The sequence below is a fragment of the Thermodesulfobacteriota bacterium genome, assembly GCA_026415035.1.
GTDB lineage: Bacteria > Desulfobacterota > BSN033 > BSN033 > UBA1163 > RBG-16-49-23.
In genome coordinates, this window is record JAOAHX010000003.1 from 94,036 (window position 1) to 115,839 (window position 21,804).

The following is a 21,804-nucleotide window of genomic DNA, read 5'->3' on the forward strand; positions in this document are numbered from 1 at the left end:
GTTTCGTCCCCAGGTCATTTCTTTCAATCCTCGGCCCCTTAGGCCCGGTTCGAAGACCGAGGACGTTGGACCAAGCCCCACCTCAAAAGCGATGGTCCTTGATGTCAGGGTTTGAGGCTGAGAAACGAGGCCCCCCGGTCCGTCCCGAACCAGATGCCCTCTTTATCCTCAGCACTATAAAAAACCGTATTGCTTAGAAGACCATCGCCTGCGGTGATGGCGTCCCATTGCCGGGTTGGAAGGTCATGGACGCTCACGCCGTTGTCCCGACAGATGATGACCTTCTCTCGGACCCCGGTGATGAAATGGACCGCGCCTTGTCTCAAGGGGTCGGTTGGATCGATTCGCCTCCAACGATCCGAAGAGGGGTCATATTCATAAAGGCCACCACCCGCCCCTCCGGCCCAGATCCTCGAACCCACCTTGGCCAAGGCCTTAATCTCGACATCAACCAAGCCCTCTTTCTCTGTATAACTTTTCCAGAACTTCTTCGCCTTCTGAAGCCTGCTGACCCCTCCGTTGGTGGCGATCCAAAGGAAGTCTTGGTCGACCAAGATCGAGTTGACAAAATTTCCTGAAAGGCCGTCCCGGGTGGAATAGAACTGCTTCCACTCTTCGGTCGACTTCTCCAGAAGGGAGAGGCCTTTTTCCGAACCCACCCAGAGGAGATTTCCATCCACCCCCATCGCATTGATCTTCTTTGCCCTTCCGTTATTGGTGTTAAAGGTCTTCCAGGGTGGGTTCTTCTTCGGGTGGTAGTAGGAGATCCCGCCTCCCCCAAAACCGTAAAAGTACGTGCCGAACCAGATCCGGTCTGTATCGATCGCGATGACCGAGACATGATTATAGGCAAGATGATTCTTCCACCGGATGCTCTCCCCATCATCGACCTTCACCACCGGCTCCCCTTTGGTGGTGTAATGTTTAAAACTCTTCTTCGATTTTTCATAGAGCGTGGCCCCCCCTTCATAAGTTCCGAACCAGACCTCGTCCCCTTGGACCCCGATCGAGAGGACCATATTGCTTGAAAGGCCCTCCCTCTGCGTCAAGTGTTGAAAAACGAGGGGTCTCTTAAGAACCCCTGCATGGGAAGGGAGGCTACCGAATCCAAGGAGCCCGAGAAAAGTCAAAAACAGAAGAAAGGCCTGGAGCATAGGAAAACCTCGAACCATTAAAGGCTTAACCCTAATGGATCTATTATGTAGGAATCCCTTCCGATTTTTCAACCTCAGATCAGCCTCCCTCTCGGAAGGCCGGTTCCTGAAAGTTTGACCTTGACAATAAATCAAAGGATGATTACCTATTGGGCAGTTTTATGGCTGATTTTGCCCCCTCGATCCCCTTGGAGGAAATGAGAAGCTTAATTATTGAAAATTTTTAATGTTTTTGAGGAGGTGGTGCTCGGCCCGTCGACCGTTCCTTCAAAATTTCTGACCCGTTTAATTCTCAATAAGAAAGGAGAACCGAAAGATGAAGATTAGGCCATTACAGGACAGAGTCATCGTCAAAAGGCTTGAGGAAGAGGAGAAGACCAAGGGCGGGATCATCATCCCCGACACCGCCAAGGAGAAGCCCCAGGAAGGGAAGGTGATCGCCGTCGGCAAGGGCAAGGTCACTGAAGACGGTAAGGTAATCCCCCTGGATGTGAAAGTCGGAGACCGGATCCTTTTTGGAAAATACGCAGGGACTGAAGTGAAGATCGAGGGCGAAGAACATCTCATCATGAGAGAGGACGATATCCTGGGCATCATCGAAGAGAAGTAGCCCCAATCCAATCTGAAAGAAACGGAGGACATGACATGGGAAAAGAATTGAAATACAGTCAGGAAGCCCGCAACGCCATCCTGCGGGGCGTCAATATTCTGGCCGATGCGGTCAAGGTGACCCTGGGTCCGAAGGGCCGAAACGTGATCCTGGAGAAATCCTTCGGATCGCCGGTCGTCACCAAAGACGGCGTGACCGTGGCCAAGGAGATTGAACTGGAGGACAAATTCGAAAACATGGGAGCCCAGATGGTGAAGGAGGTGGCCAGCAAAACCTCGGACACCGCTGGCGACGGAACGACCACGGCGACCGTTTTGGCCCAAGCCATCTACCGGGAGGGTTCGAAGGTCGTCGCGGCCGGGGCCAATCCGATGGATGTGAAGAGAGGGATCGACCTGGCCGTCGAAGAGGTTGTGAAGGAGCTAAAAAAATTGAGCAAACCGACGAAGGACCAGAAAGAGATCTCCCAGGTCGGAAAGATCTCCGCGAACAATGACGAGACCATCGGCGAAATCATCGCGGAGGCGATGAACAAAGTCGGAAAAGAAGGGGTCATCACGGTCGAGGAGGCCAAGGGGATGGAGACGACCCTCGAGGTGGTCGAGGGGATGCAGTTCGACCGCGGCTATCTCTCCCCCTACTTCGTCACCGACCCGGAGAAGATGGAAGCGGTCCTGGAAGATGCCTATATCCTCCTCAACGAGAAGAAGATCTCGAGCATGAAGGACCTCCTGCCCATCCTGGAACAGATCGCCAAGATGGGCAAACCCCTCCTGATCATCGCCGAGGATGTGGAGGGAGAGGCGTTGGCGACGCTGGTCGTCAACAAATTGAGGGGAACGCTGAAGTGCTGTGCCGTGAAGGCCCCCGGGTTCGGTGATCGCCGAAAGGCCATGTTAGAGGACATCGCCATCCTCACGGGCGGGAGGGTGATCTCCGAAGACCTCGGAATCAAGCTCGAGAACGTCAAACTGACCGATCTGGGTCGGGCCAAGCGCATCGTCGTCGACAAGGACAACACGACGATCGTGGACGGCGCAGGCGATAAAGACGACATCGAGGCCCGGGTCAAACAGATCCGAGTTCAGATCGAGGAAACCACCTCGGATTACGATCGGGAGAAGCTCCAGGAGCGGCTGGCCAAGATCATCGGCGGTGTGGCGGTGATCAACGTGGGGGCCGCCACCGAGACGGAGATGAAGGAGAAGAAAGCCCGCGTAGAGGACGCCCTCAATGCCACTCGGGCGGCGGTCGAAGAGGGGATCGTCCCTGGTGGAGGGGTGGCCTATCTTCGCTGCATCCCCGCCCTGGAGAAACTGAAGGTCGAGGGAGACAAGAAGATCGGCGTCGACATTATCAAAAAGGCCCTGGAAGAACCCATCCGTCAGATCGCCAATAACGCAGGGCAGGAAGGGTCTGTGGTCACCGAGAAGGTGAAGAACGAAAAAGGCGCCTTCGGCTTCGATGCGGCCACGGAGGAGTATACGGACATGATCAAGGCGGGGATCATCGATCCGACCAAGGTCGTCCGACTGGCCCTCCAGAATGCGGCCTCCGTCGCCTCGTTGATGATCACCACCGAAGCGGTCGTCGCCGAGAAACCCGAAAAGAAACCCCAGTATCCTTCGATGCCTCCTGGAGGCGGCATGGGCGGCATGGGAGACATGTATTAAACGCTTAGCCGCCATGGGAAGAACCGAGGACGGCCTGGAACGACTCCAGGCCGTCTCTTTTTGTAAGGGTTATTTGCATTTGTCGGGAAAGAGAGGTAAGATGTTTCTGGCATGGAAGGGGCCCACCTGCCGATCGATTTCCGGCATCTCGAGACCTTCTGTCGGGTCGCCACCCTGAAGAGCTTCTCGAAGGCGGCCGAGGCACTCTACCTCACCCAGCCCACGGTGAGCGGCCACATCCTCACCCTTGAAAAATCTCTCTCCCTCCGATTGCTCGACCGGAACCGGAGAGGGGTTCAATTGACAAAGGCCGGGGAGATCCTTTACCGGTTTGCCACGAAACTCCTCACCACGAAAAAGGAACTGCTCAATGCCCTGAGCGAATTTTCGGAGGGGCTCCGGGGGGAGCTCAACCTCGGGGCAAGCACCATCCCCGGAGAATATCTCCTGCCGGGGATCTTAAGGGAATTTAAAGAAATCTACCCCTCCTTAACCGTTTCGGTCAAGATCGCCGATACCCGGGAGATCGTCAAAAACCTCCTCGATGGGGGGGTCGAATTCGGTCTGGTAGGAGCGAAGGCAAAACACCCTTCCCTCCAATTTGAAACCTTCGCCGAGGATGAAATCATCGTCATCGGCCCCCCACACTCTCCCTGGTCTCGCCAAAAAAATATCAAGATGGACGCCTTGATGAGAGAACCCTGGATCCTCCGGGAAGAAGGGTCAGGAACACGGATGGCGGTGGAAAGCGCGCTCAAGAGGAAGGGAAGGAGCTTGAAACAGTTCCATGAGGTAATGCAGATGGGGAGCACCTCGGCCATTAAGGAGGGGGTCAAAGCGGGTCTTGGGTTGGCCTTCATCTCGAAGAGGGCAGTGGAAGAGGAATTGGCCAGGGGAAACCTTTCCAAGATCGATATGGACGGTATCGACCCCGTTCTTCGGCCCATCTATATCGTCTCAATTCGTGGAAGGACCCTCTCTCCCTTGGCAACGGCCTTTCTACGCTTTCTCAAGAAAAACCGAAAGGATTTTGCATCGAAATGAGCTGGCTCGTTTCGTTGGGCATCTCCCTGCTCTGCCACTCCCTTGTGGCGGTGCTCCTCAGCCTGAATCCGTGGCCTTCCTCCCTCCAGCCCCCTCCTACAGCCTACACGGTGATGCTCATGCCTGTGACCCTGGCTGAGCCTCTCCCCCTGGCTCCTACCTCGACCCCGCTCCCCGACGAGCTCAGAACCCCTTCCCACGAGAGGACCAGACCTGTCTCCAAACCGAGCAAAGGAGAGATCGTCGAAAAGGTGAAGAAGAGGGAGGAGAACAGGGAAGTCCTTGAGCGACTCGAGAAGGCCATGGAGGAGATCCGAAAACAAGCGGCCCTCGATGCCATCCAAAAAAGGGTGGAAAAGAGGGAGGCAGCCCCTCCGCCCGTGCCCATCCCTTCTCCCCAGCCATCCGCGACCTCTCCCATAGCGCCTTCTCCCTCTCTCTCGGGGGTTCCAAGGCAATCGAAATTGAACGAATACTACGGCTGGATATGGGCGAGGATCAAGTCCTCCTGGACCATCCCCGAACCGCTCCTCCGGGAAGGGATTGACTTAGAAACGATTATTGTCATAATAATAGACAGAGAGGGCAGGGTTCGAAGGGCATGGTTTGAGAAGAGGTCGGGCAATTCCCTCTATGATCAAATGGCGATGAGAGCGATTATCAAAGCGGACCCCCTCCCTCCCATACCGAAAGAACTGGATCTCGAAACCCTGGAGGTCGGCATCCGCTTTATCCCTGATTAGATGACCAAGATGATCCGAACCCTTGCCCTCTCGTTGTGCCTCCTCCTGGCGATGAACGCCTCGGCCTGGGCGAGGGTCTACCTCGACATCAACGCCCCGGCCTTTGTCCAGATCCCGATCGTCCTCCCCCAATGGAAATCCCTGGACCGAACCCCCTCTCCCATCACGGCCAAAATCTATGAGGTTCTGGTCGAGAACCTCAAACTCTCCGGATTCTTCAGGGTGATCGACCACCCCCTCCTCCCTGTTCATCTCAAGGACAGGGAGGGGATCCCCAGCATGCTCTCCCTCAACGAGTGGGCGGTCACAAGGGGCGAAATCCTCCTCGGAGGCGAGGTCCTCTTCGAGGGAGAAGGCCTCCACCTCCAAATGAAATTCCATTTGATCGACCTGGTCGAGCGAAAACACCTCGCAGGAAAACATCTTAGCGGACCCCTGCAGCATCTGAGAAATATGGTCCATCGAGTCGTGGATGAAACGATCTTCCATCTGACCGGGGAGAGAGGGGTCCACCAGACGAAGATCGCCTATGTGATGCGGCATGGGGAGAGCCGGGAGATCTATGTGGCCGATTTTGATGGGGCCAATGTGAGACCGGTGACTCAAAACCAGTCGATCAACCTCTCCCCGGCCTGGTCTCCCGATGGCCAGAAGATCGCCTTCACCTCCTATCTTAAACGAAACCCGGACCTCTATCTGTTTGATCTCCAACGAAAACAGATGCAGATCCTCTCTTCGTTTCCAGGGCTCAACGCCTCTCCCTCCTGGTCACCCGATGGCAAACGAATCGCCCTCATGCTGGGAAAGGAGGGAAAGTCTGACATTTACCTCATCGATGCCAACGGGACGAATCCGAAGAGGCTCACCAGTGGCCACGGGAATGAATCCACTCCGAGGTGGTCTCCCGATGGCCGGGAGATCGTCTTCTCGTCGGATCGTTCGGGCTCCCCCCAGATCTACATCATGTCAGCAGACGGGTCGAACGTCCGGCGCCTCACCTTCGAAGGGAATTACAATGTGAGCCCATCCTGGTCGCCCAAAGGAGAGCAGATCGCCTATTGCGGAAGGGTCGGTGGACATTTCCACATCTTCACGATCGGCGTGGACGGGTCCGGACTAAAAAAATTGACCCCAGATGGAACGAACAACGAAAGCCCTTGCTGGTCGCCGGACGGACGATACATCGCCTTCGCCTCCAACCGCCTTGGAGGGTCAAAGATCTTCATCATGAATGCCAATGGGTCGAATCAGAGGCCCCTGACGCCTTCCAAGGGCGGGGAATCAAGCCCGGCCTGGTCCAGCCGGCCGGAATAGAAAGGGGCCCTCGTAGGAAATTGATTCAGAAGGAGGTCGACTATGAAGCCCAAACCCTACGCAATCCCCACGCTCTTCGTCCTCTTCCTTGGATTACTCCTCTTCGGCTGTCCCAAAAAAACGGTGATGAAGGATGAGCCCTCGGTGGCTCAGCGCGAGGCCGCCAAGGTGGAAGCCGAACGTGCCGCCAAGGAGAGAGAGGCGAAGGAGGCCAAAGAGAGGGAACTGAAAGAGAAAGAGCGGAGAGAGATGGAGGCGGCCAAGGCCAAGGAGAGGGAGGAGCAGGCCCGCAGGGAATTCGAAAAGAGCCTGGTCCCCAGGAAGACTCCCGGCATCGAAGGGGTGGTCTTCGAAAGCAGCATGCTCAAAATGATTCACTTCGACTTTGACAAATACGATATCCGGCCCCAGGATGCGGAGATCCTGAAGCAGAACGCCGAGGTCTTAAAAAGGTTCCCTTCGGTAAAAATCCAGATCGAGGGCCATTGCGATGAGAGGGGCACGGAAGAATACAATCTCGCCCTCGGGGAGAGGCGAGCCAACAGCACAAAGAAGTACCTCATCTCTCTTGGCATCGCGGCAGACCGCATGACGACGATCAGTTATGGCGAGGAAAGGCCCCTCGACCCAGGACACAATGAAGAGGCCTGGTCCAAAAATCGCAGAGCCCAGTTCGTCATCATCGCCAAATAGGAACAGGACGCTGAGGAGGGAGCGATGGGCAGGCTGGAGGGAAAGATAGGGATCGGGATCCTTGGACTCTACGTCCTTCTGTCCGGGTGTGCCACCCCAGGGGATATTCGGATGCTGGACCGAGAGATCCAGAGGCTCGATGGGCAACTGGTGCAACTCCAGAAGGAGAATGAGGCGGTCAAAAGAGAGATGAAGCGGGAACTCGAGGCTCTCCGGGCCGACCTGTCGACCCTCAAGAGAGAGACCGAAACGAATCAAATGGCCCAACAGGCCGAACACCAGAAGACCCGGGCCGACCTCCTGTTGCGCCTCGAAACCCTCCAAACGGAACTTCGGACCCTCTCCACAGGCGTGGACGAGTACAAACAGTATCTCAGGACGCCGTCGAAGGAGATCGCCCGGATGAGGGAGGATACCGAAGTCCGCCTGAGGATCTTGGAAGAGAAGGGGAAGGCCTTCGAGGAGCGGACCCGGTCCCTCGAGGAGAGGAATCGGGCTTTGGAGGAGAGAAATCGAATTTACGAGGAGCGGTTGAAAGGGGTGGAGAGGGCGACCGAGGACCGGCTCAAGGGGGTGGAGGCGAAGTTGACCGAACTGGAAAGCGCAATCCCCTCCAGAGAGTCTATGGCCGAACCCAGGGCCATTTCCACCACCCCTGCCGCATTATATAAAGAGGCCTACGAAACCTTTCAGAAAGGAGACCTCGAAGGGGCCAGGAGGAAGTTCGAGGCCTTTCTCAAGACCTATCCCAACACGGATCTTTCGGACAACGCCCAGTTCTGGATCGGTGAGACCTACTACCTTAAGAAGGATTATGAGAAGGCGATTCTCGAATATGAGAAGGTGATCGCCCGGTATCCGGAAGGCGACAAGGTCCCCTCCGCCCTGCTTAAACAGGGGCTCGCCTTTCTCGAATTGGGCGACAAGGGCAATGCCCGAAGCCTCCTCCGAAGGGTGATCGAGCGATACCCCCAGACCGAACAGGCGGAAACCGCCAGAAAGAGAATCGATCTGATCAAGTGAGGGAAAACCGGATCACTTCCGGAAGAGGGTGAAGAGGAGCGTCAACAGGAGACTGATGAGGATGGAGGTCGTTAAGGGGAAGTAGAAGGTGAATCGCTCCTTCTTGATCAGGATGTCTCCCGGAAGTCTCCCGATCCAGGGGATCTTATCCCCCACCATGAGGAGTAGGCCCGTGAGGGCGATCAAGACGCCGACCAGAAGAAGGATCTTCCCCAAGGCATCGGATCCGAACATTCAACTCACCTCCTTTCGGTCTTTTTGGCCTCCTGGGGATTCTTTCAGGGGAACCCTCCCCATAAACCGTTCCTTCTCGCTGTAGATGCACCCGCAATAGGACTGGCGATACAATCCGAGGGCCCGCGACATTTCAAGCCCCCTCTTCCATCCCCGCCGATAATCCTCATAATGGAAGGGGATCCCAACCCCCCTGCCGACCCTCTCCCCGATCTCCCTGATCTGCTGGTGATCTTGATGAATGCTCTGAAGCAGGGTCGTAGAAAAACGGTCGTATCCCCCCTTAAGCGCCTCTCGGGCTGTGGCCTCGAGGCGGAAGGTATAGCAGAAATGGCATCGCTCCTTGAAACGGTGGGCCACCCCCTTTAAAAACTCTTCAAGGAGATATTCGTCCCGATAGATCACCTCGATCCGGCCGCGTTCCGAATATGCTTTGAGGGCCTCCAGACGTCTCCGGTATTCCTGATAGGGGTGGATGTTGGGATTGAAGAAGTAACCGGTGACCTCATCCCCCCTATCCCGGATCGCCTCGATCGGGAAGATGGCGCAGTTGGCACAGCAGATATGGAGAAGAATTCTCATCCCCTCTCCGGTTCCTTTCGAAGTCCACCCTCCCAGTCCGACTTCCGACCTCCTCTCCCTTCGGCCTGGGTTCAGGCCTCCGGAACCTCCCTTCTTCTCGGGATCCCGAGCTCCTTTTCGACCTGGAGGATCCGTTCGGTCGTCTTGATCACCGTATCGGGGTTGAGGGAGATGCTATCGATCCCGCATCGGACCAAAAATTCGGCGAACTCCGGATAGTCGCTCGGGGCCTGCCCACAGATGCCGATCTTTTTCCCATGCTTCTTCGCCTTTTCGATCATGAGCTGCACCATCCTTTTGACCGCCGGGTCCCTCTCGTCGAAGAGCCTGGCCACCTTTTCCGAATCCCGGTCCAGACCCAGGACGAGCTGGGTGAGGTCGTTCGATCCGATGGAGAAGCCGTCGAAGATCTCGCTGAATTCGTCGGCGAGGATCACGTTGCTCGGCACCTCGGCCATCATATAGATCTCCAGTTGGTTTCGCCCCTGGATGAGCCCGTATTTCCGCATTTCGGCGACCACCAGCCTCCCCTCGTCCACGGTCCTGCAGAAGGGGATCATCAGCTTTACATTGGTCAGCCCCATCTCGTCTCGGACCTTCTTCATGGCCAGACATTCGAGGCCGAACCCCTCCTGATAATCCTCGTCGTAATACCGAGACGCCCCTCGAAAGCCGATCATGGGGTTGTCCTCCACGGGCTCGAACTGGCTGCCTCCGATGAGATTGGCATATTCGTTCGTCTTGAAATCGCTCATCCGAACGATCACGTCCTTGGGATAGAAAGCCGCGGCGATCTTGGCCACGCCCTGAGCCAGCTTATCGATGAAGAAGGCCTTTTTGTCCTCGTATCCCACGGTCAACTGCTCGATCTCCCGTTTGAGATGCTCATCGGTGAGGGAGTCGAAGCGGACCAAGGCCATCGGATGAATCCGGATGAAGTTGTTGATGATAAATTCGAGCCTGGCCAGTCCGACCCCGTCATTCGGGATGAAGGAGAGATGGAAGGCATTGTCCGGATCGCCCACGTTCATCATGATCCGGGTCTGGGGCCTCTCCATCTGCTCCATGTCGAAGCGTTTTATTTCATAGTCGAGAATCCCTTCGAAGACCAGGCCCGTCTCTCCTTCGGAGCAGCAGACCGTGGCGGTCCGGTATTCTTTGAGGACTTCGCTTCCGTTCCCCGTCCCCACCACACAGGGAATGCCAAGCTCCCGGCTGATGATGGCCGCATGGCAGGTTCGGCCCCCCCGGTCGGTGACGATCCCCGCGGCGATCTTCATGATCGGCTCCCAATCCGGGTCGGTCATCTGGGTGACCAGGATCTCGCCTTTTTTAAACTGATCGATCTCCTTCACGTTCGTCAGCACATGGATGGGACCCGCCCCGATCTTCTCTCCCACACTGCGGCCCTGCACGAGGACCCGCCCCCTCTCCTTCAGGATATAGGTCTCCAGGACATTCCGATTTCGCTGAGATTTGACCGTCTCCGGCCGCGCCTGGAGGATGAAGAGCTCTTCCGTGAGGCCGTCCTTCGCCCATTCGATGTCCATCGGGGTGTATTGGCCTGCCTTCTTCGAATAGTGCTCCTCGATGAGGACCCCCCACCGGGCGAGTTGAATGATCTCGTCGTCTTCGAGGATGAATCTCGCCCTTTCCAGAAGGGAGACCGGGACGTTCTTCGTGGAGCCTTCCCCCTCCATCGCGTAGACCATCTTGATCTCCTTCGTCCCCAACGTCTTCTGGATGATGGGCTTGTAGGGCTTGGTCAGGCAAGGTTTGAAGACATAGAATTCGTCAGGGTTGATCACGCCCTGGACGATGTTCTCTCCCAGTCCATAGGAGCCGGTGATGTAGACCACGTGGGGAAACCCCGATTCGGTGTCCATGGTGAACATCACTCCTGAACAGGCCTTGTCCGAACGGACCATCTTCTGGACCCCGATCGAGAGGCCCACCTGGAAGTGATCGAACCCCCGATGGGCCCGGTAGGAGATGGCCCGGTTGGTGAAAAGGGAGGCAAAACATCGTTTGCAGGCCTGAATCAGGGCGTATTCTCCCCGGATATTCAGGTAGGTCTCCTGCTGTCCGGCAAAACTGGCCGTGGGCAGGTCTTCGGCCGTGGCGCTGCTCCGGACCGCCACATCCGTGTCCTCCCCATATTCCTTGCACAACTTCCGGTAGGCCTTGACGATCTCCTCCACGATCCTTCGTGGGAATTCGAGGCTGTAGATGAGCCTGCGGACCTTGCTTCCCCTCTCGGCGAGGTTCTCCATGTCCTCCACATTGAGGTCGGAGAGGATATCCTGGATGTTTTCCCTCACCCCGGGCTTCTTCATCACATACTGCCATTCTTGAACCGTCCCCTCGGTCAGAAAGTCGTGATAGGCATGGACCGTCACGGCAAACCCATTGGGGATATTGACCCCGAGTTTGCTCAACTCCCGCCTCATCTCGCCCAGGGAGGCGTTCTTACCGCCCACCAGGGGAAGGTCCTCCATTCCGATCTCGTCGAACCAGACGACATAGGGTCGGTCTCCCATGGTCAACTCCTTCCGGTCTGATGTGATTCTCTATTGATCTTATTCTCTGCTGACCAGGTGTGGCCTTCTTCATTGGCCAGCCGAGGCAGGATATGGTTCAATCTATCTAACCCCCCCTCCCTTTGTCAAGATGTTTGGAGGACGCCCTTGGGTCGGCATGGAGGCCCCCTTCCGATCCTCCGGGGGAGGTCGGAAGGGAGAGAAGGTAGATCGTGACACCCAAGGCGATGGCCAGTAAAAGGACCTTGACCAGAAGCGGATGGGGGAGGACCAGGAGGGAGACGAGGACCGTCGTCCAGAGCATGCCGATGGATAACCCCTTGGCCCTCCTCGGGATTCCCCTCCCTTCTCGGTAATCACGGATATACTTCCCAAACCACCGATGGTTCAGAAGCCAATGGTAAGTCCGGTCTGAACTCCTCGCATAACAGGCGGCTGCCAGGAGAAAGAAAGGGGTGGTGGGCAGAACAGGGATAAAAATCCCGACGATTCCGAGGCCGACGAAGAACGTACCCAACCCCACCAAGAATGGCCTGACCCACGGAAGGCGTCGGGGCCGGTCTTGTCCGATTGGTTCCATGTCGGTCACCCTTTTTAAAAAAGGCTAATCAATTTTTTGGCAAAAGGCAACAGGAAGGGTCGGGCGGATTGAAAATATCTCGAAGAGGTCATAGAATGAGGATCGATGCATCTGCCCATCGCCCTCCTCGAGCGGAAGAAGATCCAGCGAATCATCTTTTCGGTTCGGTCCTCAGAGCCCCAGAAGATCTCCCTTCTCATGGAAAAGGCCTATGAGAGAGGAGGCTGGTGTTTCCATCTCCCCACCCCCCTCCATCTCCGATCCTTCGTCGCCCTGAGGGAATCCACCGGCGACGATTTTTTGATGGGCTTCGGTCAGATCGGGGCCGAATCGGGCGTCTCGCTGACGGGGAAACCTCTCACCCACTTTGCCTCGCGGATGGTTGCCACCATCGCCAAAAGCCTGGCCCCCCCTTCTTTGGTCAGAAAGTTTCCCCTCGAAAAGAACGGCGCCGAGGTCTTAACCCCGAAGGAGGTCGACCGGATGAGGTTCGATCCCTCCCTTTTCGACCAAGCCCTCCACCCCTTTCTCAGGCAAGAGATCCCGTTTCTCCTGATCGGAGGCCCATACGGAGATTGGCTTTTGGGCTTGGGAAGGATCGATCTTTTGAGATCGATGGTCTCGGCGATTCGAGAAAAAGGGAAGACCCCGATTTACCAGGGAGAATGGGCCCCCTTTGCCCTCCCAAAGGCCAAACCCCTCGACGTGGCCGCCTTTGCGATCCCGATTCACAAGGACGAGGGGAGGCTCCCTTTCGAGGAGACCTGCAAATTGATCAAAAAGTTCGAAAGGCCTGTCCTCGGCCTCCGTCCCTTTTCCAGCCCTCCGATAGGAAGAAGGGCAGAGGGCCCCTTCAGCCTTCTCCTCAAGGAGTTGAAAGTCTATTCGCTGATGGTGGAGGTCGCTTCGGAGCGAGATCTCGATCTTCTCTTCCGTTGGGCAGAAAAGGTCCCCTCCCTCATCCCGTTCCGAAGGACATGATGGCACCGGCCACCAGAGGGATGGTGAGATTGTCATCGAAGGGAAGGGGAAGCATCTCGACCAGGGTCGATCCGAGGGCGGCCAGGCTCCCCGAGAGCCGGTCGAGTCCGGGATAGAGCCAGACGATCAGGAGGGAGGAGAGCAAAAAAGCAATGCTTCCTTCCAGGGTCTTCCCCCAAAGGAAGACCCGGCCGAATCCTTTTCCCACGAAGGCGGCGGCCGTATCCGAAAGGATGAGGATCAACAGACTGGCGATGGCAACCGGTTTGGAAAAGAGGAGGATCGTCAGGAGGGAGGCAAAGAGGAAATAGGTCGAACCCATGAGCGTGAATTCCTCCTTCTCCCGCAGCACCCTCCGCACAAAGTATCTTCGAAACAGGCCGGCCAGACCCGGATGGATCAGGCGTAGGAGATCGACGAGGAGATAGAGGAGAAAGAACGGGACGAGAACGGAGAGAACCAACTTTTCGGAGGTGAAGGCATAACCCACGGGGATGACCAGTGTCCCCAGATGGACCATCTTTCGCTTAAACTCCAGGGCGGGTACCATTTCGTATCATCCTCCCGCTCGTCGCTTCCCCTCCCCAATCGCCCTCCTCAACCTCCCCAGCTCCTCGGAGGTCAGCAACCGATACTGACCGGGGGAGAGATCTCCGAGTTGGATCGGGCCGAAGGCCACCCGCTTAAGCTTCAGGACGGGGTGTCCGATCGCCAAAAACATCCTTTTGATGAGGTGATTCCTTCCTTCCGTGACCACCGATTCGATCCAGCAGTGCTTCTCGGTCTTTCGAAGGACCCGGACGGAGAGGGCCTTTGCCGGGCCATCCTCGAGGTGGAGGCCACGCCGAAGACGGATCAAGTCCCTCTCCTTGGGTATGCCCTCCACCTTGGCCCAATAAGTCCTCGGGATCGAAAAACGAGGGTGCGAAAGGCGGTAAAAGAGTTCTCCGTCGTTGGTCATCAAGAGAACCCCCTCGGCATCGAAATCGAGCCGGCCCAGGGGATAGACCCTCCACCTCACCCCCTTCATCAGATCCATGACCGTGGGTCTCCCCACGGGGTCTCTCACCGTGGAGAGGTAACCCTTCGGTTTGTAGAGGAGAAAGGTCACTTTGGGCTCCGGGGCAGGTAACCGCTTTCCATCGACCTTGATATGGTCCTTGAGGGGATCGACCTTGAATCCCAATTGTTCGACGACCTTTCCGTTGACGGTGACCCTCCCTTCGAGGATCATCTGTTCGGCTTCCCGTCTCGAAGCCACTCCCGCGCGGGCGATCACCTTCTGGATCCTCTCCAATCCCATAGGACCTCTTAATCCTGTGCTGGAAAAGGGGGACCTCCCCCCTCCTCCAATGGGGCCTCAGGCTCAGGGGGCGGTTCGATCTCCTTCAGGGTGGGCAGGTCCGAAAGGCTGTTGAGGCCGAAGAGTTCGAGAAAGGTCTTGGTGGTGCCGTAGAGAAGGGGCCGGCCGGGGATATCCTTCCTCCCGACAATCCGGATTAATCCTTTCTCCAACAAGGAGCGGATCACCCAGCCCGAGTCCACCCCCCGGATCTTCTCGATCGTGGGTCGGATGATGGGTTGTCGATAGGCAATAATGGCCAGGGTCTCCAGGGCGGACTGGCTCAGTTTTACGGGCTTCGCCTTCTTCATCCGGCTGACATACTGGGCCCACTGGGGCTTGGTCCTCAATTGATAGCCCCCTGCCACCTCGACCAACTCCAGGCCCCGATCCTCTGCCTCGCACCCCTTCTTGATCTCCATCAGGCCTTGGAGGATCGCCTCCTCGTTCCACTCCGGAAGAAGTTTGGAGAGGGTATCGAGGGCGATGGGGGAATCGGAAACGAAGAGGAAGGCTTCGAGAATCGGTCGGATATCGGTTCCGTTCATCTCCGGATCTCACCTCGGTTCATGAAGCTCGACCCTCTCGCCCGTGGTGATGGAAGAGATGGCGTGTTTATAAATCAACTCGTCCCCTTTCCCCCGGAGGATGAGGCAGAAGTTGTCGAATCCGTAGATGATTCCCTCCAGCTTCCTCCCTGTGGTCAGCTCGATGACCACCTGCGTTCGGTCCCGACGTATTTTGTTGAGAAACTGATCCTGGACATTGATCTGGTTTTTCGTCGTCACGGTCGTTCCCCCTCCCTCAAAAAAGCTTTCACCTCTTCGAAAATTCGCTTCCCCTCGGCAGAAGCATCCCGCCAGACCATCTCGGGATCGTGTCCGAACCAGGTCCACTGCCTCCTGGCATAGTGGCGGGTCTCCCGTTTCATCTGGTCGACGGCCTCCTCCCACGTCAGCTCTTTTAAAAGGAACTGGACCATCTGTTTATAACCCAGACCCTTCATGGGCTTCAATTCAGGCCCGTAGCCCCTCTTCAATAGCCCCTCGACCTCCTCGAGCAGTCCCAGTGCGATCATCCGGTCCACGCGCTGCTCGATCCGTCGGTAGAGTTCCTTCCGTTCCATCCATAGGCCGATCTTCAAGGTCTTATAGGGTCGGTCACCGAAACGGTGTTGCTTCCAATACCATGAGATCGGGATGCCGGTCGTCTCATAAACCTCCAGGGCCCTCACGGTTCGGATAAGGTCGTTGGGATGGATTTGAGAGGCCGCCTCCGGGTCCACGACTTGTAATCTTTGATAGAGGGTGGCCCTCCCCTTCTCCATCGCCTCCTGCCTCAACCTCTCCCTGAGAAGGGGATCGGTCTTGGGACTGGCAAAGAGCCCCTGTGTGAGGGCCCGCAAGTAGAGACCTGTTCCACCGACGACAAAGATCGGGGTCCCCTTCCTGTGGAGATCGTCGATGACCTTCCTTCCGAGCCTCCGATAGAGCTCCGCATGAAAGGGCTGATCCGGAGTCACCAGATCGAGCAGGTGGTGGGGGATCCCCCGCCTCTCCTCCAGCGTCGGTTTGGCCGTGCCAATATCCATATACCGGTAGACCTGCATGGAATCGGCATTGAGGATCTCTCCGCCGAAGGTCTCAGCCAGCTCGATCGCCAGCTTTGACTTTCCGACTCCCGTGGGCCCGGCGAGGATGACTACCCGAGGTCTCGTTTCGACCTGATCGTCGGCCATACGGAGTCGATTGTAATGAATTCTACGGGCCACTGCAACCGGCCGGGGTCCTTGAAATGGGGCCTCGATTTCATTACATTGGTGGGGGTATCTTGAACCACAATTTTTCTTGACCATGAGGGACGTCCGCGATCCATGGTCGGGAGGAGGCGACCATGTCATCCCAGCCGGTGACCCCTTCGAAAAACCACCCCGAACTCAGAAGCCTCTACCAGGTCTCCCAGCTCTCTCCCACCCTGCCGCCGAAGGACTATTTCCATCGGACGATGTCCATCCTCACCCAATTCTTTCCGGTGGGATATGCAGCCCTCATCCTCAGGGACGAGAAGAGAGGCGATCTTGAGGTGGAGGCCCTTTACGGAACGGCCATGGCGGATCATCCCCTTCAAGGGTCTGGGGGGAGGGGGATCGTTGGCGAGGTCATCGAGTCCCGGTCCCCCAGGGTCATTCAGGGGGACCTTCATGGGAGAGAGTGGGAAAATGCCGCCCCTGTTCGGGCCAGGCCTCCTTTGCTCTGTATCCCCCTTCTCGAAGGACATGGGGCGTTGGGCGCCTTCCTGATCAACCCCCTCATGGGCAACCGGGAGGACTTCGAAGAGGATCTTCAGTTCCTCACCGTCCTTTCAGCCCTCCTCTCTTCAGCGATCAAATACCACCGGTCGAAGAGCCAGGACGACCCTCCGGAATCAAAAAGATCGGCACCCTCCGCCCCCCTTCTCGAAGAGATCCTCAAGGAGAGGCTGACCGAATTTTTGAAAAAGGTCGATCCCTACGTGGAATCGAAGAGCCGGAGTGGACTGCTTCGGGATGTGGTCTCCTTGGTCGAAAAAATCATGATCAAATTGGCCATGGAACGGGTCAACCATGTGCAGACCTCCGCGGCCCTGCTCCTCGGGATCAATCGCAACACCCTGCGGGCGAAGCTGAAAGAGTTCAAGATCAAACCCCGCAAGACCGGAGGACCTCCTTAAAGAAGCCTCCGGTCTTCCCTTGAAATCGGTCGGACAAAAGGTCAAAATTTTTTCGATGGACGATCCCCAAAAGAATCGCGAGGAACTCGAGGGTCTTTCCAGGCGGTGGGGGGGATCGATCTTCGGCGTGGCGCCTTCGGCCCGTTTGACCCGGCAGAAGGCCCTGCTCCCGCCGGAGGTCTTTGACCGCTTACCCTTCGCCATCTCCATCGGTTATCATCTTTCGGATGCCGTTCTCGAAGGGATCGAAGAGGGCCCCACGCCCCACTATTTTCACCATTATCAGAGGGTCAACATCCTCCTCGATACGATCGCCCTCCAGATCAGCAGCGCCATCCAGGAGAAAGAGTTCCAGGCCATGCCCATAGCCGCTTCGCAGATCATCGACTGGAAAGGTCAGAGGGGCCACCTCTCTCACAAAGAGGTCGCTTGGGCCGCTGGTCTGGGCTGGATCGGAAGAAATAACCTTCTCGTCCACGAGAGGTTCGGTTCGAGAATCCGTCTCGTCACCATCCTGACAGACCTCCCCCTCCGATCCGATCCGCCTCTGGCCCGGGACTGCGGGCCCTGCCGTGCCTGCCTCAGGGTCTGCCCGGCCGGGGCGATCCGGGAGCGGCCCGAGGACTTCGACCACCTCGGGTGTTATGAACAGTTAAAACTCTTTTCCAAGACCCTCCACCTCAGCCAGCACATCTGCGGCCTCTGCGTGAAAGCCTGCCGAGGGAAGAGGCCCTCCCGATCCCAGGGGTTCGCCCCCTTACCGTAATGGAAATGGACGGAAGACCTATCCCCAACCAATTCGACATCATCGTGGTGGGAGGGGGTCATGCGGGAATCGAGGCCTCCCTGGCCTGCGCAAGGATTGGCCATCCCACCTTGCTGATCACCCAGAGGCTCGAGCAGATCGGTTATATGTCCTGCAATCCCGCCGTAGGGGGGCTTGCCAAAGGCCATTTGGTCAAGGAGATCGACGCCCTCGGCGGTGAGATGGCCCTGGCCACCGATGAGACGGGAATCCAGTTCAAGAGACTCAACACCGCAAAAGGCCCTGCCGTCCGCTCCTCCAGGGCCCAGGTGGATCGCCAATCCTACCGGCTGAGGATGAGGAAGGTGGTCGAGCAACAGAGGCATCTCTTTTTAAAAGAGGCCTCGGTCGAGGAGATCCTGACGGAGGGCCCAAGGGTGGTGGGGGTTCGAACCGATCGTAACGAGACCTTTTACGCCAAGGCCGTCATCCTCGCACCGGGGACGTTCTTGAACGGCCTCGTCCATATCGGCCTCGACCATTTCCCCGCCGGCCGGATGGGCGATCCGCCCTCCATCGGCCTTTCCCTCTCCCTTCGGAGGTTGGGATTTCGAATGGGAAGGCTCAAGACCGGGACCACGCCGAGGTTGGACGGAAAGACCATTGACTTTACCAGGCTGACCCCCCAGTACGGGGATGAGCCGCCCCTTCCCTTCTCCTTCTCAACGGAGAAGATCGAAAGGCCGCAGGTCCCCTGCTACATCACCTATACCAATCCCACCACTCACGAGATCATCCGTTCGGGCTTGGACCGGTCTCCCCTCTACTGCGGGATCATCAAGGGGATCGGACCGCGATACTGCCCTTCCATCGAAGACAAGGTCGTTCGGTTCTCGGAGAAACCGAGGCACCAGATCTTCCTCGAACCGGACGGAAGGGCGACAGACGAGATCTACCCCAACGGGATTTCGACCAGCCTCCCTCTCGACATCCAGCTCCGGATGCTCCGGTCGATTCAGGGACTGGAGGAGGTCGAAATCCTCCGGCCGGGCTATGCCATCGAGTATGACTTTGTCGACCCAACCGAGTTGAAACCCACCCTCGAAACGAAGAAGATCGAGGGGCTCTTCCATGCCGGACAGATCAACGGAACCTCCGGTTATGAGGAGGCGGCGGCCCAGGGCCTGCTTGCGGGCATCAACGCCTCCCTCGCCCTCCGGGGCGAGAGACCCCTCGTGTTGAAACGTTCCGAGGCCTACATCGGCGTCCTGATTGACGACCTGGTCACCAAAGGGACCTCCGAACCCTACCGGATGTTCACCTCCCGGGCAGAATACCGCCTCCATCTCCGGGAGGACAATGCCGACTTAAGGCTTCGGGAGATCGGCTACCGTGTCGGCCTGGTCAAGGAGGAAGCTTACCGGGCCTTCTTGGAGAAGAGAGGGGCCATCGAAAAGACCCTGGTGAGGCTCGGCCACATCAAGGTGAGACCCACGAGGGAGACGAACGAAACCTTTCACCAGAGGGGTTGGCCACCTTTGAGAAAGGAGACCCCCCTCCTCGAATTGTTGAAGAGACCAGAGGTCCGCTTCGACCACCTTTGTGCCTTCGATCCAGACCTCGAGGATCTTCCGAAGCCCGTCAAGGAGCAGGTGGAGATCCAGATCAAATATGATGGCTACATGAAGAGGGAGATGGAGATGATCGAACGGTTCAAGAGGTTGGAAGAGGTGATCTTTCCTGAGGGGTTCGACTTCGGATCCATCCTCGGCCTCTCCTCAGAGGTGAGGGAGAAACTGCTGCGGATCAGGCCGATCTCCTTGGGTCAGGCCTCGAGGATCTCCGGGGTCACCCCCGCGGCCCTCTCCATCCTGATGATCCATCTGAAAAAACAGGGCCATCTGTAGCGGGACCCGATGAAGGGCCTCTTCCCTTTAATACTTCACCTCCTTTAAAAAGAGGCCGTGGGCTGGGGCCGTGGGCCCGGCCATCCTCCGGTCTTTTGAATCGATCACCCTCTGGAATCCTTCCGCATCGATCTTGCCCTTCCCGACCTCGATGAGCGTCCCCACGATGGCCCGCACCATCTGCTTCAAAAAACCATTGGCCTCGATCTGAAACCGCATCAGGCCCTCCCCTCCCTCCCTCCACTCTGCTCGAAAGACCTCACGGATGGCGCTCTTCGCCGGAGACCCTGTGGAACGAAAGGCGGAGAAGTCATGTCTCCCCACGAGCCTCTGGGTCGCCCTTTTCACCTCCTCCCAGTCCAGGGGATAGGGAATATGCCAGGCATAGAAGCGATCGAAAACGGGCCTGAGGGGGCGATTCAAGATCCGGTACTCATAGATTTTGCTCTTGACCCCCCTGCGCGCATGGAAGGCCTCATCCACCTCCTCCACCTTCAGGACGAGAATATCTTCGGGAAGGAGGCTATTCAAGGCCCGATGGAGGGAGGAGAGATCAAGACCCTTTCGGGTCGTGAAATGGGCGACCTGACCGCAGGCATGGGCTCCGGCATCGGTCCTTCCCGATCCCACGAGGCGAACCGGTTCCCCCAGAATTCTGGCCAGTCGTTCTTCAATCACCCCTTGGATGGTCTCGCCCTGGGCCTGGACCTGCCAGCCCCGGTAATTCGTCCCGTCGTATTCGATCAAGAGCTTGATCTTCCGAATCATCGCCGAAGTGGGTGCCCCTCTCCGGCGGGCCACCGAGGAGATCTTCCATCGAGCCATCTCGTGGCCCATCCGGGCCGGATCTTGATCGCTCCTTGCGGACAGACCTCTTGACAGCAGAAACAATGGATGCAACGGCCCTCATCGATCGAAAGCCCCTTGACCCCGTCCCTGAGGGCCCCTGGAGGGCAGACTTCCACACACTGAAGACATCGGACACAGGAGGTCGAATCGAGCACCGGCCTGGCCTGGAGCGCATTCTTGAGGCCTTTCTTCAGAAAGGAGGGCAGCGACCAATCCGTCCGGCCCACGCTCGGCAATTTGAAACGGTCGATCTTCGATCTCCCGATCCCCTCGCCCACGACCCGGATCTCCCCTGCCTCGATCCCCTGTTCGAGGCCGACACGATTGGTCAGGAGGGCCCTTCTTGGAAGTCCGAGGAGATCGCAGACCACCTGATCGAGGCTGAGGGAGGAGGGACTTGCCAGGAGGAGTCCGAGGGAGATCGGATCGCCGCTGTTCGGTCCGCTGCCCTCCATCCCGAGGATCCCATCGAGGATGGTCAATCGAGGTTGGACGATCTGGTAGAGATCGATGAGGACCTGGGCGAACCGGTAAGGATCCTCCCCGGCCTTGAGATGCCACATGGCCTTTCTCGTGCCCGGGATGCAACCGAAGAGGTTTTTGACCCCCAAGGTGAGAAGCATCTGGCCATGGGTCTTCCATTTCGGAAGGTTGATCACGACGTCCGCCTCGAAGACGGCCTGGTCGATCTCGATCTTCTTGAAGATCCTTCCGATCCTTTTCGAAGGGGGAACAGGCCGGTTGAATTCGATGATGGGACACCCCATCTCTTCTGCAACCCTTTGGATCCCTGCCTTCTCGGCCACGCTTTTGGCACTGCCGATGGCCGGGCTGTCCCCGAGGAAGGGGAGTCCTCCTGCCTCCTGGACCAGTTGGATGACGGCCTTGATGATCGAGGGGTGGGTCGTCACGGCACATTCGGGCCGCTTCCCGTAGAGGAGATTGGGTTTGAGGAGGACCCGGTCTCCCCTATGGACGAACGTCCCCATCCCTCCCAGAAGGTCGATGGATCGCCTGAGAGCCTTTAGGACCTCGGCCTCCTCATAACGATGACATCGAACGATCGATACCCTGGCCATGG

The 21,804-nt window shown here is 57.4% G+C and carries 23 protein-coding genes; 11 read left to right on the forward strand and 12 right to left on the reverse strand.

Annotation, left to right across the window (positions count from 1 at the left end; translation table 11 throughout):
• Positions 1-104: 104 nt before the first annotated feature.
• Complete coding sequence (locus tag N3G78_03045; protein ID MCX8116895.1) at positions 105-1,019, reverse strand: hypothetical protein; 915 nt, start codon at positions 1,017-1,019, stop codon at positions 105-107.
• A 451-nt stretch (positions 1,020-1,470) separates the two neighbouring features.
• Between N3G78_03045 and groES the strand changes: the two genes are divergently transcribed.
• From groES to ybgF, 7 genes are all read left to right on the forward strand, one after another.
• Positions 1,471-1,764: a co-chaperone GroES gene (groES, locus tag N3G78_03050; protein MCX8116896.1), complete on the forward strand. Its 294-nt coding sequence runs from the start codon at positions 1,471-1,473 to the stop codon at positions 1,762-1,764.
• Between the two features lie 35 nt (positions 1,765-1,799).
• Positions 1,800-3,437, forward strand: coding sequence for a chaperonin GroEL (groL, locus tag N3G78_03055; protein MCX8116897.1), 1,638 nt, complete (start codon positions 1,800-1,802; stop codon positions 3,435-3,437).
• Between the two features lie 111 nt (positions 3,438-3,548).
• Positions 3,549-4,481, forward strand: coding sequence for a selenium metabolism-associated LysR family transcriptional regulator (locus N3G78_03060; protein ID MCX8116898.1), 933 nt, complete (start codon positions 3,549-3,551; stop codon positions 4,479-4,481).
• Positions 4,478-5,224: a TonB family protein gene (locus N3G78_03065; GenBank protein MCX8116899.1), complete on the forward strand. Its 747-nt coding sequence runs from the start codon at positions 4,478-4,480 to the stop codon at positions 5,222-5,224. The genes N3G78_03060 and N3G78_03065 overlap by 4 nt, the downstream gene beginning before the upstream one ends.
• Entirely contained in the window at positions 5,225-6,538 is a 1,314-nt protein-coding gene (tolB, locus tag N3G78_03070) for a Tol-Pal system beta propeller repeat protein TolB (protein MCX8116900.1), read from the forward strand.
• 42 nt (positions 6,539-6,580) lie between these two features.
• Positions 6,581-7,231, forward strand: a complete 651-nt coding sequence (pal, locus tag N3G78_03075; GenBank protein ID MCX8116901.1) for a peptidoglycan-associated lipoprotein Pal — start codon at positions 6,581-6,583, stop codon at positions 7,229-7,231.
• A gap of 24 nt (positions 7,232-7,255) precedes the next feature.
• Positions 7,256-8,254, forward strand: coding sequence for a tol-pal system protein YbgF (gene ybgF / locus N3G78_03080; GenBank protein ID MCX8116902.1), 999 nt, complete (start codon positions 7,256-7,258; stop codon positions 8,252-8,254).
• 12 nt (positions 8,255-8,266) lie between these two features.
• Here ybgF and N3G78_03085 read toward each other — a convergent pair whose 3' ends face one another.
• The 4 genes from N3G78_03085 to N3G78_03100 form a co-directional block, all read right to left on the reverse strand.
• Positions 8,267-8,488 (reverse strand): DUF2905 domain-containing protein, encoded by a 222-nt coding sequence (locus tag N3G78_03085; GenBank protein MCX8116903.1) that lies wholly within the window; start codon positions 8,486-8,488, stop codon positions 8,267-8,269.
• Positions 8,489-9,070, reverse strand: a complete 582-nt coding sequence (locus tag N3G78_03090) for an epoxyqueuosine reductase QueH (protein ID MCX8116904.1) — start codon at positions 9,068-9,070, stop codon at positions 8,489-8,491.
• Between the two features lie 71 nt (positions 9,071-9,141).
• Positions 9,142-11,610, reverse strand: coding sequence for a phosphoenolpyruvate synthase (ppsA, locus tag N3G78_03095; GenBank protein ID MCX8116905.1), 2,469 nt, complete (start codon positions 11,608-11,610; stop codon positions 9,142-9,144).
• 106 nt (positions 11,611-11,716) lie between these two features.
• Positions 11,717-12,190, reverse strand: a complete 474-nt coding sequence (locus N3G78_03100) for a YbaN family protein (protein ID MCX8116906.1) — start codon at positions 12,188-12,190, stop codon at positions 11,717-11,719.
• A gap of 105 nt (positions 12,191-12,295) precedes the next feature.
• Here N3G78_03100 and N3G78_03105 point away from each other — a divergent pair, with 105 nt between their 5' ends.
• On the forward strand, positions 12,296-13,171 hold the full coding sequence (locus N3G78_03105) for a hypothetical protein (protein ID MCX8116907.1): 876 nt from the start codon (positions 12,296-12,298) through the stop codon (positions 13,169-13,171).
• Here N3G78_03105 and N3G78_03110 read toward each other — a convergent pair.
• The 5 genes from N3G78_03110 to miaA are packed head-to-tail and all read right to left on the reverse strand — an operon-like array spanning position 13,149 to position 16,251.
• Positions 13,149-13,721 (reverse strand): phosphatidate cytidylyltransferase, encoded by a 573-nt coding sequence (locus tag N3G78_03110; GenBank protein MCX8116908.1) that lies wholly within the window; start codon positions 13,719-13,721, stop codon positions 13,149-13,151. The two genes, N3G78_03105 and N3G78_03110, sit on opposite strands and share 23 nt — an antisense overlap.
• A 6-nt stretch (positions 13,722-13,727) precedes the next feature.
• Entirely contained in the window at positions 13,728-14,474 is a 747-nt protein-coding gene (locus N3G78_03115; protein MCX8116909.1) for an rRNA pseudouridine synthase, read from the reverse strand.
• An 8-nt stretch (positions 14,475-14,482) separates the two neighbouring features.
• Positions 14,483-15,061, reverse strand: a complete 579-nt coding sequence (gene scpB, locus N3G78_03120) for an SMC-Scp complex subunit ScpB (GenBank protein MCX8116910.1) — start codon at positions 15,059-15,061, stop codon at positions 14,483-14,485.
• A gap of 9 nt (positions 15,062-15,070) precedes the next feature.
• Positions 15,071-15,301, reverse strand: a complete 231-nt coding sequence (gene hfq / locus N3G78_03125) for an RNA chaperone Hfq (protein ID MCX8116911.1) — start codon at positions 15,299-15,301, stop codon at positions 15,071-15,073.
• Entirely contained in the window at positions 15,298-16,251 is a 954-nt protein-coding gene (gene miaA, locus N3G78_03130) for a tRNA (adenosine(37)-N6)-dimethylallyltransferase MiaA (GenBank protein ID MCX8116912.1), read from the reverse strand. Before miaA ends, hfq begins: the two co-directional genes overlap by 4 nt.
• A gap of 155 nt (positions 16,252-16,406) precedes the next feature.
• Between miaA and N3G78_03135 the strand changes: the two genes are divergently transcribed.
• Genes N3G78_03135 through mnmG form a run of 3 tightly spaced genes read left to right on the forward strand, consistent with a single transcriptional unit; the run spans position 16,407 to position 19,874 of the window.
• A complete protein-coding gene (locus N3G78_03135; protein MCX8116913.1) occupies positions 16,407-17,222 on the forward strand; it encodes a GAF domain-containing protein in 816 nt (271 codons plus the stop codon).
• 55 nt (positions 17,223-17,277) lie between these two features.
• Positions 17,278-17,988, forward strand: coding sequence for a hypothetical protein (locus tag N3G78_03140; GenBank protein MCX8116914.1), 711 nt, complete (start codon positions 17,278-17,280; stop codon positions 17,986-17,988).
• 5 nt (positions 17,989-17,993) lie between these two features.
• Positions 17,994-19,874, forward strand: a complete 1,881-nt coding sequence (gene mnmG, locus N3G78_03145) for a tRNA uridine-5-carboxymethylaminomethyl(34) synthesis enzyme MnmG (GenBank protein MCX8116915.1) — start codon at positions 17,994-17,996, stop codon at positions 19,872-19,874.
• Positions 19,875-19,901: 27 nt separating this feature from the next.
• Here mnmG and truA read toward each other — a convergent pair whose 3' ends face one another.
• Both truA and N3G78_03155 read right to left on the reverse strand, forming a co-directional pair.
• The gene (truA, locus tag N3G78_03150) at positions 19,902-20,642 is read right to left on the reverse strand and encodes a tRNA pseudouridine(38-40) synthase TruA (GenBank protein MCX8116916.1); all 741 of its coding nucleotides are present in this window, start codon (positions 20,640-20,642) and stop codon (positions 19,902-19,904) included.
• The gene (locus N3G78_03155) at positions 20,639-21,802 is read right to left on the reverse strand and encodes a DUF362 domain-containing protein (protein ID MCX8116917.1); all 1,164 of its coding nucleotides are present in this window, start codon (positions 21,800-21,802) and stop codon (positions 20,639-20,641) included. The genes truA and N3G78_03155 overlap by 4 nt, the downstream gene beginning before the upstream one ends.
• Positions 21,803-21,804 lie beyond the last annotated feature (2 nt).

Coding starts and splice junctions, on each gene's coding strand:
- N3G78_03045 (MCX8116895.1), bottom strand. CDS start 1,019: ATGGTCCTCTCGATCGGGGTCCAAGGGGACGAGGTCTGGTTCGGAACT.
- groES (MCX8116896.1), top strand. CDS start 1,471: ATGAAGATTAGGCCATTACAGGACAGAGTCATCGTCAAAAGGCTTGAG.
- groL (MCX8116897.1), top strand. CDS start 1,800: ATGGGAAAAGAATTGAAATACAGTCAGGAAGCCCGCAACGCCATCCTG.
- N3G78_03060 (MCX8116898.1), top strand. CDS start 3,549: ATGGAAGGGGCCCACCTGCCGATCGATTTCCGGCATCTCGAGACCTTC.
- N3G78_03065 (MCX8116899.1), top strand. CDS start 4,478: ATGAGCTGGCTCGTTTCGTTGGGCATCTCCCTGCTCTGCCACTCCCTT.
- tolB (MCX8116900.1), top strand. CDS start 5,225: ATGACCAAGATGATCCGAACCCTTGCCCTCTCGTTGTGCCTCCTCCTG.
- pal (MCX8116901.1), top strand. CDS start 6,581: ATGAAGCCCAAACCCTACGCAATCCCCACGCTCTTCGTCCTCTTCCTT.
- ybgF (MCX8116902.1), top strand. CDS start 7,256: ATGGGCAGGCTGGAGGGAAAGATAGGGATCGGGATCCTTGGACTCTAC.
- N3G78_03085 (MCX8116903.1), bottom strand. CDS start 8,488: ATGTTCGGATCCGATGCCTTGGGGAAGATCCTTCTTCTGGTCGGCGTC.
- N3G78_03090 (MCX8116904.1), bottom strand. CDS start 9,070: ATGAGAATTCTTCTCCATATCTGCTGTGCCAACTGCGCCATCTTCCCG.
- ppsA (MCX8116905.1), bottom strand. CDS start 11,610: ATGGGAGACCGACCCTATGTCGTCTGGTTCGACGAGATCGGAATGGAG.
- N3G78_03100 (MCX8116906.1), bottom strand. CDS start 12,190: ATGGAACCAATCGGACAAGACCGGCCCCGACGCCTTCCGTGGGTCAGG.
- N3G78_03105 (MCX8116907.1), top strand. CDS start 12,296: ATGCATCTGCCCATCGCCCTCCTCGAGCGGAAGAAGATCCAGCGAATC.
- N3G78_03110 (MCX8116908.1), bottom strand. CDS start 13,721: ATGGTACCCGCCCTGGAGTTTAAGCGAAAGATGGTCCATCTGGGGACA.
- N3G78_03115 (MCX8116909.1), bottom strand. CDS start 14,474: ATGGGATTGGAGAGGATCCAGAAGGTGATCGCCCGCGCGGGAGTGGCT.
- scpB (MCX8116910.1), bottom strand. CDS start 15,061: ATGAACGGAACCGATATCCGACCGATTCTCGAAGCCTTCCTCTTCGTT.
- miaA (MCX8116912.1), bottom strand. CDS start 16,251: ATGGCCGACGATCAGGTCGAAACGAGACCTCGGGTAGTCATCCTCGCC.
- N3G78_03135 (MCX8116913.1), top strand. CDS start 16,407: ATGTCATCCCAGCCGGTGACCCCTTCGAAAAACCACCCCGAACTCAGA.
- N3G78_03140 (MCX8116914.1), top strand. CDS start 17,278: ATGGACGATCCCCAAAAGAATCGCGAGGAACTCGAGGGTCTTTCCAGG.
- mnmG (MCX8116915.1), top strand. CDS start 17,994: ATGGACGGAAGACCTATCCCCAACCAATTCGACATCATCGTGGTGGGA.
- truA (MCX8116916.1), bottom strand. CDS start 20,642: ATGATTCGGAAGATCAAGCTCTTGATCGAATACGACGGGACGAATTAC.
- N3G78_03155 (MCX8116917.1), bottom strand. CDS start 21,802: ATGGCCAGGGTATCGATCGTTCGATGTCATCGTTATGAGGAGGCCGAG.